Raw genomic sequence first — 14,257 nt, forward strand, 5'->3', positions numbered from 1 at the left:
TGAGTGTTGGCAAGTGGTTTTTTGTATATTTTTGGGCCGGATTTGACCAACATGAATTAACTGCCGTAAACTACATTTCAATTATGCCATATACAATTTGCATAGTTCTCACTATAACCTGCTTCTATCGCTGATTTGTAAGCATTTCCTGTGATGATATATTCATCAGCAAATTTCTGTTGTTTTATACTCAATTTCTTACCGATGGCATACCACCACCTTTTTCAAGAAATAAAAGACACCTCATTGAGATGTCTTTTTATTACTATTGCACTTAGATATATAATACACACTTCCTACTAACTCTTTCCCACGAACATGATTAGTAAGATCAATACTATCTTTGTGAATAATTAAAACCGCATTTTTTCTTAGACTACAATCAAAATTCTCTTCTTCAAAAGTACCTTGAGAAATCACTGCTTTATAAACCTCTTTTCCTGAAAAGAAAAATAACGGACAGACGCTGATAGCGTCTGTTTTCACATAAATGTTAATTACGTATAAAATGATTAATATGGATATAAAAAGATTAACCACAGATGAGTGATCTAATGAAATTAATGGCAACAATAAAGTTAATAAGAAAAAAGAATAATCATTTGCACTGAATTTAGCTATATCTCTAATATAATAATTTTCTCCTTCTTCTCCAGGTTTTATTATATCATCATACTTGCTCAAGTATAAATATATTGTTATTTTATACAATGCGTAGCTAAATAAAATTATCCCCATAATAAAACAAAGTTCTAAAGTCATCCTATTAACTATTTTATAACTGTTGGACAAATTAATTAAATGCGTTTTTAGACCTAAATAAATATTATTGCTAATGAGAAATCGGAAAACCATTAATATAATGAGTGGTGTATAAGTTACAGACCACAATACTATTTGTTCAGTTTTCCCCCACATTTATTCACCACCCTTAATTACTTCTAAATTTTTTAGTTAAAAATGACTCAACTATTTTATCTGAGAAAAAATGCAACAAAGGCGTAACTGATTGTTCTTCATTAAACCTAACTTTATAATTATCAAGATCTAAATAATCATATAAAGGCCAAATAGCCTTGTATTTATCAAGATATTCTGATTTACTATTCTTATCTTTAGGAACATGTTTTTTTATTTCTTTTAAATCTTCACATCTTTCTTCAAATTTTTCTTCCAAAACCTCTAAGGTATCTTTTTTAATCGAAGCTAGACTCCTTGACAAAATATACTGACTGGATTTTTCAGTGAATTTTCCAACATTAGAGCATTCATCAAAAAAACCCATTTGAGTTATCCTATTTAAATTTTCATCCCTTTTTTCAGATATATGATCTGTATAATCAAAAGTATACTCCAAAGTTCTCGGACTAACCACTAGTAACTCATCATTGATTATTATTAATTCAATTTTCCCTCCAAATTCTAATATATCCTTATCATGAATGACTAATTGATCTCCATTTCGAAGTGATGGTATTCTACCAGAATGTTTTTTCCTTAGACTGTGTTCTTTTATTCCTCGATAGTAAATTAAATATACACTATTATTCTTTATATTTGCTTTAATTACTTGGAATTTAACTTTATTAGCATTATTATCAATTCCAGGTGATTTTGAATTCAAAGAAGAGATGAGTTTTGTTTTCTTATCTAGCAACTGCTTATCTGTTTTACAATCTAACTTCGCTATATAGTCCCTTTTTATTATTTCATGACTATAAGATTCAACATGAAATTTCTTTTGTCCATCTTCATCTTCTTTTTTTAATTTTTTTAGTTCTAATTGAATGTTTTGTTTTATCCAATCTCTCAGTTTACGGTCTAAAGATGTAGGTTGTGAGATAAACTTTTTATCTAAAGTCTTTGCTTTACTAATCAGATAAATATCTATATCTAGTTCTTCTAAATTCTCTAAGTCACAAATTTGATTAATAATACTTTTTTCACTATTGATGTCCATTAAAAGTCTCTCCCTTTTTTAATCATATAAAATCTATTTCGACACCAAAGTATAATATTCCTGCTAAATTGGCAGGATTTATAGTAATTTTGTCGAATAATGTATAATAAGGAGATGATAATTACACCTGAAATATTGAAATTAAAATTGATTGATTACGTCTTTTGACATGAACCCTTGCGCAATTTATCGCACCCCCTGTATGATCTAACATAACGATTCGTTCGGTCAGCTTTATTCATAATTAATAGCGGAATTATTTGTTCTCCGTTATCCATCCTTAAACACAAGGGCAGGATAAACGTCCTGCCCTTTCCATAAGTAAAAATTTGATGATACTTTAGAAAGTACAAATAAAAAAATAGAGCCGCTCATTGCAGCTCCGGGTTATCGCATAAAAAAATGTGCGTACATCTAAATATTATTTAATCCTTCTTAATCCACTTTGTTTTAAGTCCTTTTTTTCTATATGATTGATTCCGTAATTAAAATTAGTGAGTATTTCTTTTTCAGAAAGTCCAGTTTTAAAGGTTATTTCATCTAAACTAACTTTCATATTATTTTGTATGAATTCTAAAGCTTGATTGATTAGTACAGGTTCTTCAAAAATAATTTCATCATCAAACGGTTCTGATTTTCGCCATTTTTTCCTACTTATTTGTTGCCTTAAATACAGTGCGTAATCTTCGGTAAAAACCCCTAAATACTCCGCCCTAAAAACCATAGCTTGAATAGATACTTTCCAGTGTTTCTTAAGCATCAATAAATAATCTAGGCCAAGCCCGTTTATATCTTGAACAAAAGATTCTTCTGGCATTAGTAAAAATGAAGCAAATAAATTAGCCTCTTTTTCTATTTGTTTACTGTTAACAGTGCTATTTATATGTTTTTTATCAAGACCTGAATGGAGCAAAATATGACCTAGTTCATGCGCTAAAGTAAATCGCATTCTCACTGAAGAAAACCCTTGCTTATTCAAAACTATATAAGGACGATCCTCATAAAACGTTGAACATCCATCAATGGTGGTTTTACCTAAATCAGAAAAAACCACTATAATCCCTAATTTTTCACACAGTCGAGTAATATTGTCTATTGGACCCATTCCTAACTGTAGAGACCGTCTAACATCAAACGAAACTTGTTCAATTTTTTCATCAGACAACGGTTCATAGACTGTCTCATCTTTTCTTTTTAGAACAAGATCACGATTAAACTTTGGCAATTTCACATAAGATTCCAAATTTTGTTCAAATGATAGTATAAGCGCCATTTTCTCTATCATTTGATCTTTATATTTTTTTGCAACACCAGCTTTTTTTCTAAAAATAAACGTATTTTCGTAAAAACTCTCAGGAGCAGGACTTGTGTAAAAGAAACTAATTTCAAAATTTAAAACATTGGAAATTTCTTTTAATACATCCAAACTTGGAGTCATCTTATCATTTTCATACTTAGATATAGATTGATGGGTTACATTAATTTTTTTCGAAAGATCACTAATAGTTAAATTTCGAATCGTTCTGGCTTGCTTAAGTTTCTTTCCATAAAATCTATTTAACATTTCCCTCTTCATTTTGTTCATCCCCCTCAGCATACCGCTGAAAAGCATCTAGAAAATCACCGTCAATTTTTTCAATTTTTGACTTCGGTAGATGTCCTTCTATTGCTGTATATTCTTCTAATATAGGAATACTAGCATCAAATTTATAAGAATTATTTGGTATCCCTAGTGTAACAAATTCCGGCGTACTTGTTTGATATCCGTGATTTAGTTGAAAGTACCGTTTTTCATGATAACTTATTTCATCTAATTCTTCAAATTCAATATAACTTTGGATGGGTTTAAACAATACATCTCTACAAATCGCTTTACGAGCACACATGTTTTTTCTCGAAACTTGATTCACATGAATAATCGTATCGTCATTGTATAACTCTAAATACGGATGTGACCCTCGCACATTGTTTGCAAACCTATACTTAAAAGGTAACTCGTTATTTTTCATAGCTTGAATTAAGAAAAATTCTATCGATACATTTTTAATTTCCGGTAACAATCGTTTTTTTCCACGTATTGTTTTTAATTGTAAAGTGTTCTCTTGGAGCAAAGAAGACCACTTATAAGCGTCTGTAACCAATTGTCCTAACTTTTTTCTTGTACTAAAATCTATGTAGCCATTAATAAGTGTTCTAGGTTCATCTTTAATTACGTACATCCAATCACCTCTCATAGCGTTTGCAACCATTTTACAATAAGTACCCGTTTTTTGCAACAGAAAATATATTCGTTTTTTATTAATTATTCTATAAGATACTTATCGATCAAGATATTCTTAATCCTCAAAACCGGAAGCTCTATCTATAATTAAAATAACAATAAAAAATATTTCAAAAACGGATTTTTGTGTGCGCTTGACTGGGGCTACGCTCTACGGTACCAAGGCCTAAAAAACTTACCCCGGGGGTATCTGCTTATGAATCGCATTGTGACAACGATGACAAAGGCTTTCCAAGTTAGATAATTCCAACCGCTTGTTCCAATCAAGCTAAGCCGATAATAACTTATAAACCAAGTCGAATTAAATTCTATCTTTTTGATAAAGTTCTCTTAAAGCCTGCAAACAATTATGTTAAGATCAATCAAATCGGAAATTATAGAAATTCACTTTAGAATGCTCACATATATAGAAATACCAATATAATTCCTATGTTCTATCATTAAACATTATAGTCATTTGATTGATGGTTTCTCCAATGACTATCCTTAGGTCATTGCTATTATAATTTTGTTTCAGACCCTTTAATGCTAATCGGGAAAGTGTGCTATCAATAACCTTTAACAGGTCCTCGTTAGAAAGTATTTCTTCTAAGCGTTCTATTTCATATTCTCGCTTCAGTTCAGCTTTAACTAATGCTTTATAGAATTTCACTTCATTATTCTTTCTTAGCTCCCTATAATCATTCACTGGCTTGTTATATTGCTCGGCTAGTTCCTTATCCGGTACCGCTTTACCATCAAACGTACGGTACTTATCTGCAAGTAGTTGCCTTTCTTCTGGCTCTAACTGTTTTAGTCCTGCATATAGCAATTTCATTTTCTTCTTGTCAATCTCTGTTAAGTAGCTTAAATTCTCATCATAATAACCCCAGTGTCTTAAGAAATGCTTAGCCCTTTGAAAGTTCATTACTCTACCTCCAACATATTAAATATTTCTAAAAAGTCGTTCTCAAGGTTTATATTGTTATTCTCTAACTTATCTGTTGTCTTGTCCGGTTCAATACCTTGCATAAAGTTAACCGCTTCATCAATCTCTAATATTTCTTGGTAAACAGTCGTTTCAATCTCGGTGAGCGGTTTATCTGATATCACCATGTTAATGATCGCCATCCGTTCGCTATCACTTAAACTTTCCATGAATGATTGAATGTACTTCTTCTTGGTCTTTAACATTGTTATCTTTTTCTCAAATGATTCTATATCGCCTATGTGGTTAACAATAGATTTTTCCACGTTAAAACCTTTATATACTAGATCACCGGCAAACTCACAAGTTACCCCTACAAATGATTGGTTATAAAACTCTTTATCAATCCATTTAATTCTTTGTTCTGCCTGTTGGATTTTTCTACTGATATTTAGATATGATTTTATTCGCCCACGTTTACACTGGTTTAAGTAACTATCTTCCACAAGCACTGACACCCTTTCATATCTAAATCTATTACATATCTAGTTTAATCATAAAATGGAGATAGATTGCTGTTGTATATACTGCGTTACGATCTGTAGTGTTGATACTGATTTAAACGTATTTTTCAAATTAATATGTTACATAATATAACTTATAATTTATATATGGTAACAATTAAGGGAGGCTATTTGTTAATACCTCCCTTAACATTGATTCTTCTATGCGTAACTGGGATTTTTATAACGTCTATTTAGCCGAGATGACAGCTGACCGTTTTTCTATAGCATTTTTAATTGATCATTCAATTCCTTAATTGAGCGTTCAACTTCTGCTTTTTCTCTTGCCGCTTTCCTTTTCAAATACTCTTGATTGCTTTTCCGGCTGTACATCATAGATAAACTTTTATTACTTTTTCTTCTTACTATTTTTCTGCTTGACTTTTTCTTCATCTCAATATAATCAGTTTTCAACTTGTGTAAAATAGTGTTAATTGGTATCTCTTCAATAACAGTGGTTTTATAAAAATTTCGAAAAGATCGTTTCATTATTGAATCGCCATCTCACCATAAATTAATTGTGTTGTATTTGGTATAACCTTAATATCAAAGTGTTCAATACCTCTTAATAAAGATAACCTGCTTCTAATACCGAAAGGATACTTTACAAATAAAACTTCCGTTTTCTCTAAGTCAAATAATTTAACACTTCGCTTAAGTGAACCATAAATCAATGGGATTGTACCATCAGTAGAGGTTAGCTCATCATTTCCGTATACTTCCACTGGATATTTACCTAAGTATGGTTTAGGATTAACTTCTCCCTCTACTTTGTAATAATCAACCTCAGCTGTTAAATACTTAAAGCCATCTTGATTGGTGATTACTACCATTTCTTTTTCTAGCATCGGCTTAAAATCATCATTTAAGGAATCTTTTAAAGCCGTTACATCTGCCAAAATTTTCGTTGTTAAAGCGGTCTTGATTTCACTAAAAGTAAGCTTATTTTCTGTTTTGGTTGCTTTTTCACTGTGATTGTTGTTAAATATCTCAAACAGATTTACTTCCGTATCTTCTAGCAATGCTTGGTGGATGGGTATAAATGACCATCTAGATTTAACGTTATACTCTACACCGTTAAATTTAAAATTCCCCTCTTGTATATTCGTTTGTCCGCTTTCAAAATCATGCAGTTCATCGTTTGAATTCTCTTCTGCTTCTGTTGCATAAGTTCCTTTTACTTTTTCAACCGGTACCACATCAACATAACTTCGAATCGATTTATTTTGTTTTTTTATACTATTCAAATCATGGACCAATTCTTTCGGAATTAAAGCAGCACCATCTTCTCCAACAAGATTATAAACAAGAGTTGAATCATAAATTTTGTCTAATTCCCCTTTTATAACATGGTTAAGTGCATATACTACTGATGATTTACTTTTTTCTTCTAATTGTGCTGGATTTTTAGCCGCACGCATTTTTATTACATCTACAGACATTTGTCAGTCTCCTCTTTTTTTTGTATTTTTAAAAAATCACATGGCTATGAGGTGATCATAGAATAATTCATAATCTAATTTCGCTTATGATACTGTTCAACTTCTTCACGCGTATACGCAGCATGTTTAACTGTATACGTATGAATTGTGGCACCACCTGAAGCACGATACGGTTGATATGTGACATCGAGTATGTCAGTACCTTCTCTATCACAAATGTGCAAATAATCATTTACATCATTCGTTAACTGTTCAGCATCTGTTGATCGAAAAAGTTTAACCCTGAAACTATTTACGTTCATTCTCTCACCCCCTTTAAAGTGACTAATATACTTTCATGCTGATGACGGTGAATCACATGGCTAAGTACTTTTAATCCCACACTTCTTTCAGTTTCTTTTTATCTCACGGTACCCAAAGTACTCAATTGTTTTTTTATTGGGTACCGACCAACCCCTTGTGGCTGTAAGTGTTAGCTGACGGTACCCAAAGTACCCATTTTTTTATAACAATATATATATGAGTCACGTATTACTTTTAAGCCCCATTCATATTTTAAATACATACGTATACTATTTATTTGGGTACTTTGGGTACTTTGGGTACTATCACCTTAAAACCCTTGTCAATACTGGTTTTGTAACGGTACCCAATTCTATTACTCATCCAATATTTTGGGTACCGTAAGCCTATTTTGGGTACCCCTGTGATATTTCCTCGTGAAAATCAAAGCCTAATTCATTTACAACTTCCATGTTTAGTGGGATTGCTCTAAACTTTTCTCCTTTATGTTTGAATTGAACTCCATCTGTTTCTTTTCCATTTCTCATACTCGCAACAGTAATACCTCTTCTAAGCCACTCGCCTCGAATCTGACTTGTTTCAGTTTTTAAAAACTCCTTTAAATATTGGGGCATTAGATAAAGCTGTTTAGTATCATTCACATAAATAGCTTTCATTCGATTGTTATGTACCAATCGCAAGCCCCTAATAGCGTTTCGATCACTATCCAAATCCATAAGAATATCTTCTAAAAATTGCATTGCCTTGTCTGTGTTTTTATTTTCTTCTGCCATTTCATCAAATAAGGTGGAGATAGCTTTCAGGTCAATATCTAATCCTAACTTCTCCTTCAAAACACTGCCGGTGAAGTGGATAGATGCGTAATAATTGGCTATCCTGGCCAGTACATCATTATCTTTGGCCTTCTTGACGTAATAGCTTTTGAACTTGTGATACTCTGGAATGAAGTCATCCTTGCACTGATTCCAAACGTTTAGAAAATCTATTCCAATGGCTCCGTGGTATTCTTCAATGGCCCTTTCTAACTTATCTACATTGTCAAAGTCTCTTTTTAAAGGTTGGCCACTTAAGGGGATAATTCTTGCAGCAGCCCCACCATGATTTCTAACATATTCATTGAGCGATACCTCACCAGTACTTAGCATAATGTTTTGCCATGTATACTCTCTTTGACTGCCTTTTAAGCTTCCACGACCTTTTGAACGTCCCGTACTAAATTGATAGATTGCGCTTTTTAGAATTTTCTCATCTGCCGCGTTTTTTGTGTCGTCAATTATAAAAGGAAAGCTATTCAAAAAGGCGGATTTCCGTTCAATACCAACATTGGTTGAGTGCCAATAGTTTAGAAAATCTCTGCTATTCCCCCACACAGTGCAGATGATTCTTAATACGGTCGTTTTCCCTTGTGAAGTGCCACTATATAGTTCAACTATAAAAGGCGGAACCTTTAGATCACTTATGATTACACTAGCGAAACTGGCCAATAACATAAAAACTGCTTTTGGACTATCTTTAATACGTTCAAAGACCTCGCGTTTCCACTCTTCAGATGTCCCTTTTACTTGAAAGGCTTCTAGTAGTTGTTTCTCCCCATGATCTATTGAAATTATTTCAACGTTATCATTCATAAGTGGGTGAATAACCTTTCCTTTTATTTTGCCTATTCTCTCCACCGCATGGAATTTTTCAACAGAATTGTAAGCTTGATAAGTGTCTAGATACTGAATCAAGTGTTTAACATTATTGTCATTAACCGAAAAACCTTTATTACTTAACTCTAGTAACTCTCTTCTTGATGAAATTGTGGAAGCTGGCACGACTTCTCTAACGGTTCCATACGGTTCCTCCCATTCGATTTCATAAAAGAGTTGATTATATTCAACGTTATGAAATTCTTTCGTTAGGAATGGTGTTTTTCGTGAAACAAAAACAGGCACCTCCATATCCATCCCATCAACTTTTTTTGTTTTAATCTCGTAAAGCATGCCGTTTTTTCCTACACTATAAGGCTTAGGAATGGTTATACCTTTTGTCTGTAATTGAGAATCGTTGGAACTACTTGTCTTTTGATAAGTGGTTGTAAGACTATTAACTGCCTTTTGAATTGTCCAGGTCTTATAGTCCTCACGATCCCATTTTTCTCGATATAATCCGCTACTTGAGAAGATACGGTCAATTTGTTCCATGTCTTGTGTGTAAAAAGCAATGATATTACACAAGGCTATGTCCGCTTCTGACTGACTTCCATATGCACTATACTCACCCGAATATAGTGCCTTAAAGTGGTCACCATTTTTAGCTTTACTTGCTATATTGATTACGTCTTGATCTGATAATTTGGGGCTACTTAATTTTGAATTATCACTTGAGTCCATTTTTGGACCAGGTTTAACGTTTTCACTTGTGGTACCGAAATAACTGTCATAAATGTAATCAAGTATATCTTGGCGATCAATTATTTCTAGTGGTGTACCTTCTACATGGTTGCCGGTCATAATGATAAATCGCTTATTATCATATATTTCTATGCCTTTTTTTGAGTTTTTTGACCGTGTTCCAGGCTTTTTACCTTTCACCCATATATGAAGTCCATTACCTGATTGACTGTACTCTGTATACGAATCTATCGTATCTACAAGTGCTTTAACTTCTGATGTAATAACCCCATCTTGAATACAGTTATCTAGATCAATGCAAGTAAAGGGGTCATTATCTGTTAAAACAAAACCAATCCCATTCGTTTTACCAAGCTCGAAATTATTTAAAGCTTTATCGTAACTTGTCCATGTTTTTAAATTTGTAGCATTAGCTTTTTTCCCGTTGATTTGATAAGGTACTTTTGTTTGTTTGCTTTTTACTTCCTCAAGTTTCCACACTACCCACTGTTTAAAGGCGGTAAGCTCTTGAGGGATAGCGCTGTTTTCTGGTATAATATGATCACCTACTTTATTTTTAAGCTTTTATTTGCTAGAATAGTATTGTTGAGGTACTATTCAAGACAGGCCAATATAACAGGTATTAAAAGTGTAGCAACGATGGGAACATAGAACAGAAGCATGTCCAAATGAAATTCTTCTGTGTCAAAAAAGTAACCATTGATTCGCTTCATTTGACAACCTGTAAATGGCCTGTTTTCTTTTGCTCTTCAATAGCTACAGGCTTACCGTGACAAACATACATAGTTTGTCCCCGACTGTTTTTAAAGGTATTAGGTGTTTCTATACCATGAGCAGCCATAAACTCCTCAGACAGCCCCAATTGTCCTTGCGCTTGTTTTAAATTGCTAATTATCTTCAATAATTTAATATTAAAACGATGAACGTCCCAGTTATGATACTCGAACATAAATGACAAAGGATTTATTTGATTAGCGATAGGTTCATCGAGGTCTAGCTTTTTCACTTCTTCCATAGTGCTAAAATAGTCTTTCACCTCATATTTGTGTCCATCATAAACTTTCTCCGGTGGAAAAATGTTCATAAATTCAATAGGTGTAAGGTAACCAACTGTATGCTTTACCGCCTCTGCTATATGAAACAAATCGAGATCACCTTGATAGGATGTTGACTTTGGAGCATGACAAAACATTTTAACCCCGTTGAATAGTGTCTTGTGAAAAAGGCTCTTATTTTCTTCATTAGCAATCGCTTCTCTTGTTGCATTGAAAAATGCTCTCTTATAAATCGGAAATAAGTTTTTCGTTGTTCTCATTGCGTAATAATCTCCCTTTTTTTCTGATAGATTAATAGATTTTATAAATAAACGTATGCCCACGCTTTTTATTATTTTTTAAAACTTTTCATAAACAATTTCTTTAATAACCGGTATGACTTCATCGTAGAAGTACAATCTCTTTCTTGACTTACGTCTTTCAATAGCTTTCATTCGTATGTCTGAAAGGAATTCATCTTCTAGAAAGCGTTTGGATATACACATCTTCTTCGCTAATGTGTCTACATCAATGAGAATGAGTGATTCACGTATCATTTCATCCAAGCGATCGTAAACGTGCTGCTTAATTTCTTCTTCATTCACGGACACTTCTATGTTTGCTAATGGCATCAATCTCACCTCTTTCCGTTTCACCATCATTATTATTATTGCTAAGCTTATCCTCTGTGGTGTCCACAGTTTTCACTTCTTCAACTTCTTCAATTTCTTCAACTACCGGTTGAACGTCACGAATGATTTCCATTTCTTCATTGCTAGACATTTCTTGATAGCCTTGACCAATTTCGTATGTTACCGGCTTGTTATTCAAGTAGTAGATGGTTCTATACTTAACCCCTTGCTTGCGAAACTGATTTTCTAATTTTGAAACCTGGTGAATATTAAAAATGAAATACGTTTCTTCTTTTGTGAATATGATCCACTTTTCATCTGCCTTTTTTTCATTCATCTTTGTTCACCTCTTATTAATTTTCATACATTTTATTGACTTCCTTTATCTGATAATCAAATAACTCTAGCACATCACATTCAAGTGCTTCGGCTATTTTATTAGCTGTTTTAGGTGTTATAGATCTATTTCTTTTTTCATTTAAAAATAATGATATGGTAGCTTTGTTTACTTTCGCTCGTACACCTAATTCTTTTTGATTTAATCCTTTTCTTGCCATAGCAACTAAAATATTTATGCGCTTAGGTTGATATTTTATAACCATATTTTTCATCACCTCACTTTTGTTTATGAACTTATTTTAGTTCATAAACTAATCATATAAAAATAACCTTTGTTTGTCAACAATAAAAATTTAGTTTATAAACTTTTAAGATTGTGTTATATTATGAATAAATATAAACACGAGGTGAGAGCATGGAATATAACGATTTTGCATTACTTATTAAGAAATATCGTTCTTTCAGAAAGAAAACTGTTTATGAAGTTGCTGACTTTGTAGACGTATCGCCAACGTATATAAGCCAAATTGAAAACGGTAAAAAACTTCCTTCTAAGAAAGTGTTATTTCCATTGGTTAGATTTCTTGGTTTAAAGAATGATAAAGGTTATTGGAAAAAAGTTGAGAACGAGGAGTTTGATGGACTTGATTTATTGGAAGTATACGCAGAATACAAAAAAATAAATTCGAAAGAGTTGTTTCATGAATATTTTAATTATGTTAGTGATGAAATAAAAACAAACTTCAATGAATTGCAAGATCTCGAAAGAAGAAAAAATAATAAATTTTCAGTTAATAAAAAAAATGGAGATATTGAACCAACAAAAAAACCCTACTTTGATTTAGAATGGTTATTAACACAAGATCAATATCATGTTTTTTACGGAAGAAACTATAACATTCAAAAAATCAATAAAGACAACGTCTCTTTATCGGAATTTTCTCTTTATAATATCCTAAACGATATAGACATTAAAATTATCAAAGGGTTAATTGATGCGTATATATCTAACAAATATATGGAGTTGACTGAAGAAAATCATATAAAATATTTTAGTAAAGAGTAATTACTTTTAAGTAATCCTTATACTAGGCTGATATAAAGTACTTGTTTTAATTTAAGGACTAACTTTCCTTTTCAAACGTATGCCCACGCTGTGAAAGGAAAATTAACATGAAGTTACACAAGACACGAAAAGATTCAGAACTTTACTATTACTATACTAAGTCGAATGAGAAACGATGGCTTTATCGCCACAATTACAAAGATACGAATGGTAAGTGGAAAGAAAAGAAGAAACAAGGCTTTAAGTCTGAAAAAGAAGCCTACCGATCTCTCTTAGAAATTAAAGCTAAGACGGTGAATGGTCAATCTAGGGAAGTAAAGAATTCTAATCTAACGGTAAGTCAATGGTTTGATATGTGGTATGAATCACACAAGAGTGATTGGAAAGTAACGTCCGCTAATCAACGTGAGATGGTCATAAGATTGACAATCAAACCCCTATTAGGCCATTACAAGCTACAAGAACTAGATAGAACCACATACAAGCGTGTATTCATCAATGAATTACGTAAAAGATACAGTCCTAGCACCGCAAAGATGCACCATATTATTTTCAAGATTGGTATTAATTCAGCGGTTGAAGATGAGATTCTTCACAGAAACCGCTTCAATAAAATTCCGATGGAAGATAAGAATTTGAAAGCCGATAGGTTAAAGGGTAATTTTTATAATGCCGAAGAACTTAATCTATTGCTTGATGATGCTAAGAAGAATGAGAATGAAACAGTGTACACAACACTGTATGTTCTCGGCTATACGGGGTTAAGACGTGGGGAATTGTTGGGGTTACATTGGAATGACATTGATTTTGAGAACCGCACATTGACCGTTAAACGTACTAGGGATAAAGACGGTGTGAGAAGTCCTAAAACGAATAACAGTTATAGAACAATTCCTATCGACGATCAACTCACAGACCATCTAAGAAATTATAAAACCTGGTGCAAGAAATTAAAGTTATCATTCGGGCAGAAACTAAAAGAAAATGATTATGTGATACTGTCCTATCAAACGTGTAAACCCTTTGCGGAAAACTCACTCTTTTACGGTCTTAGACGTTGTTATGAACGCACCGGCTTACATCATGTTACGATTCACGGACTAAGACACACACACGCTACTATTCTCATGAATAAAGGTGTGAATGTGAAGTATGTGGCCGAACGATTAGGCAATACCCCGGCTATGATTTTAGACATTTATGGTCACACGTATAAAACGCTTGAACGTGACGTCGCTAATACGTTTAGCGACACGATGAACGGAGTTTCCGGCGGTTTTTCCGGCGGGTTGAAAAAGTCGACCCTCTAGAAACCGCTATATCAAGACTTTATT

16 protein-coding genes and 2 pseudogenes are annotated in these 14,257 nt (G+C 32.8%); 2 read left to right on the forward strand and 16 right to left on the reverse strand.

Going from position 1 to position 14,257, the window contains the following annotated elements:
- Positions 1–95 precede the first annotated feature (95 nt).
- The 16 genes and pseudogenes from BM098_RS07545 to BM098_RS07615 all read right to left on the reverse strand — a co-directional run.
- Positions 96–206, reverse strand: a pseudogene (locus tag BM098_RS07545) (terminase small subunit); the annotation flags it as partial.
- Between the two features lie 37 nt (positions 207–243).
- The gene (locus tag BM098_RS07550) at positions 244–918 is read right to left on the reverse strand and encodes a hypothetical protein (protein WP_089832010.1); all 675 of its coding nucleotides are present in this window, start codon (positions 916–918) and stop codon (positions 244–246) included.
- Positions 919–931: 13 nt separating this feature from the next.
- On the reverse strand, positions 932–1,960 hold the full coding sequence (locus tag BM098_RS07555) for a Kiwa anti-phage protein KwaB-like domain-containing protein (RefSeq protein ID WP_089832013.1): 1,029 nt from the start codon (positions 1,958–1,960) through the stop codon (positions 932–934).
- A gap of 421 nt (positions 1,961–2,381) precedes the next feature.
- On the reverse strand, positions 2,382–3,545 hold the full coding sequence (locus BM098_RS07560; RefSeq protein WP_234987449.1) for a helix-turn-helix domain-containing protein: 1,164 nt from the start codon (positions 3,543–3,545) through the stop codon (positions 2,382–2,384).
- Entirely contained in the window at positions 3,514–4,179 is a 666-nt protein-coding gene (locus BM098_RS07565) for a hypothetical protein (RefSeq protein WP_089832017.1), read from the reverse strand. The genes BM098_RS07560 and BM098_RS07565 overlap by 32 nt, the downstream gene beginning before the upstream one ends.
- Before the next feature lie 237 nt (positions 4,180–4,416).
- Positions 4,417–4,494: pseudogene (locus BM098_RS13980) on the reverse strand (HNH endonuclease); the annotation flags it as partial.
- 174 nt (positions 4,495–4,668) lie between these two features.
- Complete coding sequence (locus BM098_RS07570; protein WP_089832019.1) at positions 4,669–5,148, reverse strand: hypothetical protein; 480 nt, start codon at positions 5,146–5,148, stop codon at positions 4,669–4,671.
- A complete protein-coding gene (locus BM098_RS07575; RefSeq protein ID WP_089832021.1) occupies positions 5,148–5,654 on the reverse strand; it encodes a hypothetical protein in 507 nt (168 codons plus the stop codon). The genes BM098_RS07570 and BM098_RS07575 overlap by 1 nt, the downstream gene beginning before the upstream one ends.
- A 279-nt stretch (positions 5,655–5,933) precedes the next feature.
- The gene (locus tag BM098_RS07580) at positions 5,934–6,200 is read right to left on the reverse strand and encodes a hypothetical protein (RefSeq protein ID WP_089832023.1); all 267 of its coding nucleotides are present in this window, start codon (positions 6,198–6,200) and stop codon (positions 5,934–5,936) included.
- Positions 6,200–7,153 carry a phage major capsid protein gene (locus BM098_RS07585; RefSeq protein ID WP_089832026.1) on the reverse strand — a complete coding sequence of 318 codons (954 nt, stop codon included), beginning with the start codon at positions 7,151–7,153 and terminating at the stop codon, positions 6,200–6,202. The genes BM098_RS07580 and BM098_RS07585 overlap by 1 nt, the downstream gene beginning before the upstream one ends.
- 74 nt (positions 7,154–7,227) lie before the next feature.
- A complete protein-coding gene (locus BM098_RS07590; RefSeq protein WP_089832028.1) occupies positions 7,228–7,455 on the reverse strand; it encodes a hypothetical protein in 228 nt (75 codons plus the stop codon).
- A gap of 387 nt (positions 7,456–7,842) precedes the next feature.
- Complete coding sequence (locus BM098_RS13710) at positions 7,843–10,332, reverse strand: phage NrS-1 polymerase family protein (protein WP_234987450.1); 2,490 nt, start codon at positions 10,330–10,332, stop codon at positions 7,843–7,845.
- A 229-nt stretch (positions 10,333–10,561) separates the two neighbouring features.
- The gene (locus BM098_RS07600) at positions 10,562–11,167 is read right to left on the reverse strand and encodes a hypothetical protein (RefSeq protein WP_089832030.1); all 606 of its coding nucleotides are present in this window, start codon (positions 11,165–11,167) and stop codon (positions 10,562–10,564) included.
- Positions 11,168–11,245: 78 nt separating this feature from the next.
- Positions 11,246–11,518: a hypothetical protein gene (locus BM098_RS07605; protein ID WP_089832032.1), complete on the reverse strand. Its 273-nt coding sequence runs from the start codon at positions 11,516–11,518 to the stop codon at positions 11,246–11,248.
- The gene (locus tag BM098_RS07610) at positions 11,484–11,855 is read right to left on the reverse strand and encodes a hypothetical protein (RefSeq protein WP_089832034.1); all 372 of its coding nucleotides are present in this window, start codon (positions 11,853–11,855) and stop codon (positions 11,484–11,486) included. Before BM098_RS07610 ends, BM098_RS07605 begins: the two co-directional genes overlap by 35 nt.
- A 16-nt stretch (positions 11,856–11,871) precedes the next feature.
- Positions 11,872–12,120, reverse strand: coding sequence for a helix-turn-helix domain-containing protein (locus BM098_RS07615; protein ID WP_159430143.1), 249 nt, complete (start codon positions 12,118–12,120; stop codon positions 11,872–11,874).
- 152 nt (positions 12,121–12,272) lie between these two features.
- Between BM098_RS07615 and BM098_RS07620 the strand changes: the two genes are divergently transcribed.
- Complete coding sequence (locus tag BM098_RS07620) at positions 12,273–12,923, forward strand: helix-turn-helix domain-containing protein (protein ID WP_089832039.1); 651 nt, start codon at positions 12,273–12,275, stop codon at positions 12,921–12,923.
- A gap of 107 nt (positions 12,924–13,030) precedes the next feature.
- A complete protein-coding gene (locus BM098_RS07625) occupies positions 13,031–14,233 on the forward strand; it encodes a tyrosine-type recombinase/integrase (RefSeq protein WP_089832040.1) in 1,203 nt (400 codons plus the stop codon).
- Positions 14,234–14,257: the final 24 nt, after the last annotated feature.

This window comes from Halolactibacillus halophilus (genome assembly GCF_900115605.1).
Lineage (GTDB): Bacteria > Bacillota > Bacilli > Bacillales > Amphibacillaceae > Halolactibacillus > Halolactibacillus halophilus.

What these genes read in the sequence shown, in the direction of transcription:
- BM098_RS07550 (WP_089832010.1), bottom strand. Translation starts at nt 918, where the DNA reads ATGTGGGGGAAAACTGAACAAATAGTATTGTGGTCTGTAACTTATACA.
- BM098_RS07555 (WP_089832013.1), bottom strand. Translation starts at nt 1,960, where the DNA reads ATGGACATCAATAGTGAAAAAAGTATTATTAATCAAATTTGTGACTTA.
- BM098_RS07560 (WP_234987449.1), bottom strand. Translation starts at nt 3,545, where the DNA reads ATGAACAAAATGAAGAGGGAAATGTTAAATAGATTTTATGGAAAGAAA.
- BM098_RS07565 (WP_089832017.1), bottom strand. Translation starts at nt 4,179, where the DNA reads ATGTACGTAATTAAAGATGAACCTAGAACACTTATTAATGGCTACATA.
- BM098_RS07570 (WP_089832019.1), bottom strand. Translation starts at nt 5,148, where the DNA reads ATGAACTTTCAAAGGGCTAAGCATTTCTTAAGACACTGGGGTTATTAT.
- BM098_RS07580 (WP_089832023.1), bottom strand. Translation starts at nt 6,200, where the DNA reads ATGAAACGATCTTTTCGAAATTTTTATAAAACCACTGTTATTGAAGAG.
- BM098_RS07585 (WP_089832026.1), bottom strand. Translation starts at nt 7,153, where the DNA reads ATGTCTGTAGATGTAATAAAAATGCGTGCGGCTAAAAATCCAGCACAA.
- BM098_RS07590 (WP_089832028.1), bottom strand. Translation starts at nt 7,455, where the DNA reads ATGAACGTAAATAGTTTCAGGGTTAAACTTTTTCGATCAACAGATGCT.
- BM098_RS07600 (WP_089832030.1), bottom strand. Translation starts at nt 11,167, where the DNA reads ATGAGAACAACGAAAAACTTATTTCCGATTTATAAGAGAGCATTTTTC.
- BM098_RS07605 (WP_089832032.1), bottom strand. Translation starts at nt 11,518, where the DNA reads ATGCCATTAGCAAACATAGAAGTGTCCGTGAATGAAGAAGAAATTAAG.
- BM098_RS07610 (WP_089832034.1), bottom strand. Translation starts at nt 11,855, where the DNA reads ATGAATGAAAAAAAGGCAGATGAAAAGTGGATCATATTCACAAAAGAA.
- BM098_RS07615 (WP_159430143.1), bottom strand. Translation starts at nt 12,120, where the DNA reads ATGGTTATAAAATATCAACCTAAGCGCATAAATATTTTAGTTGCTATG.
- BM098_RS07620 (WP_089832039.1), top strand. Translation starts at nt 12,273, where the DNA reads ATGGAATATAACGATTTTGCATTACTTATTAAGAAATATCGTTCTTTC.
- BM098_RS07625 (WP_089832040.1), top strand. Translation starts at nt 13,031, where the DNA reads ATGAAGTTACACAAGACACGAAAAGATTCAGAACTTTACTATTACTAT.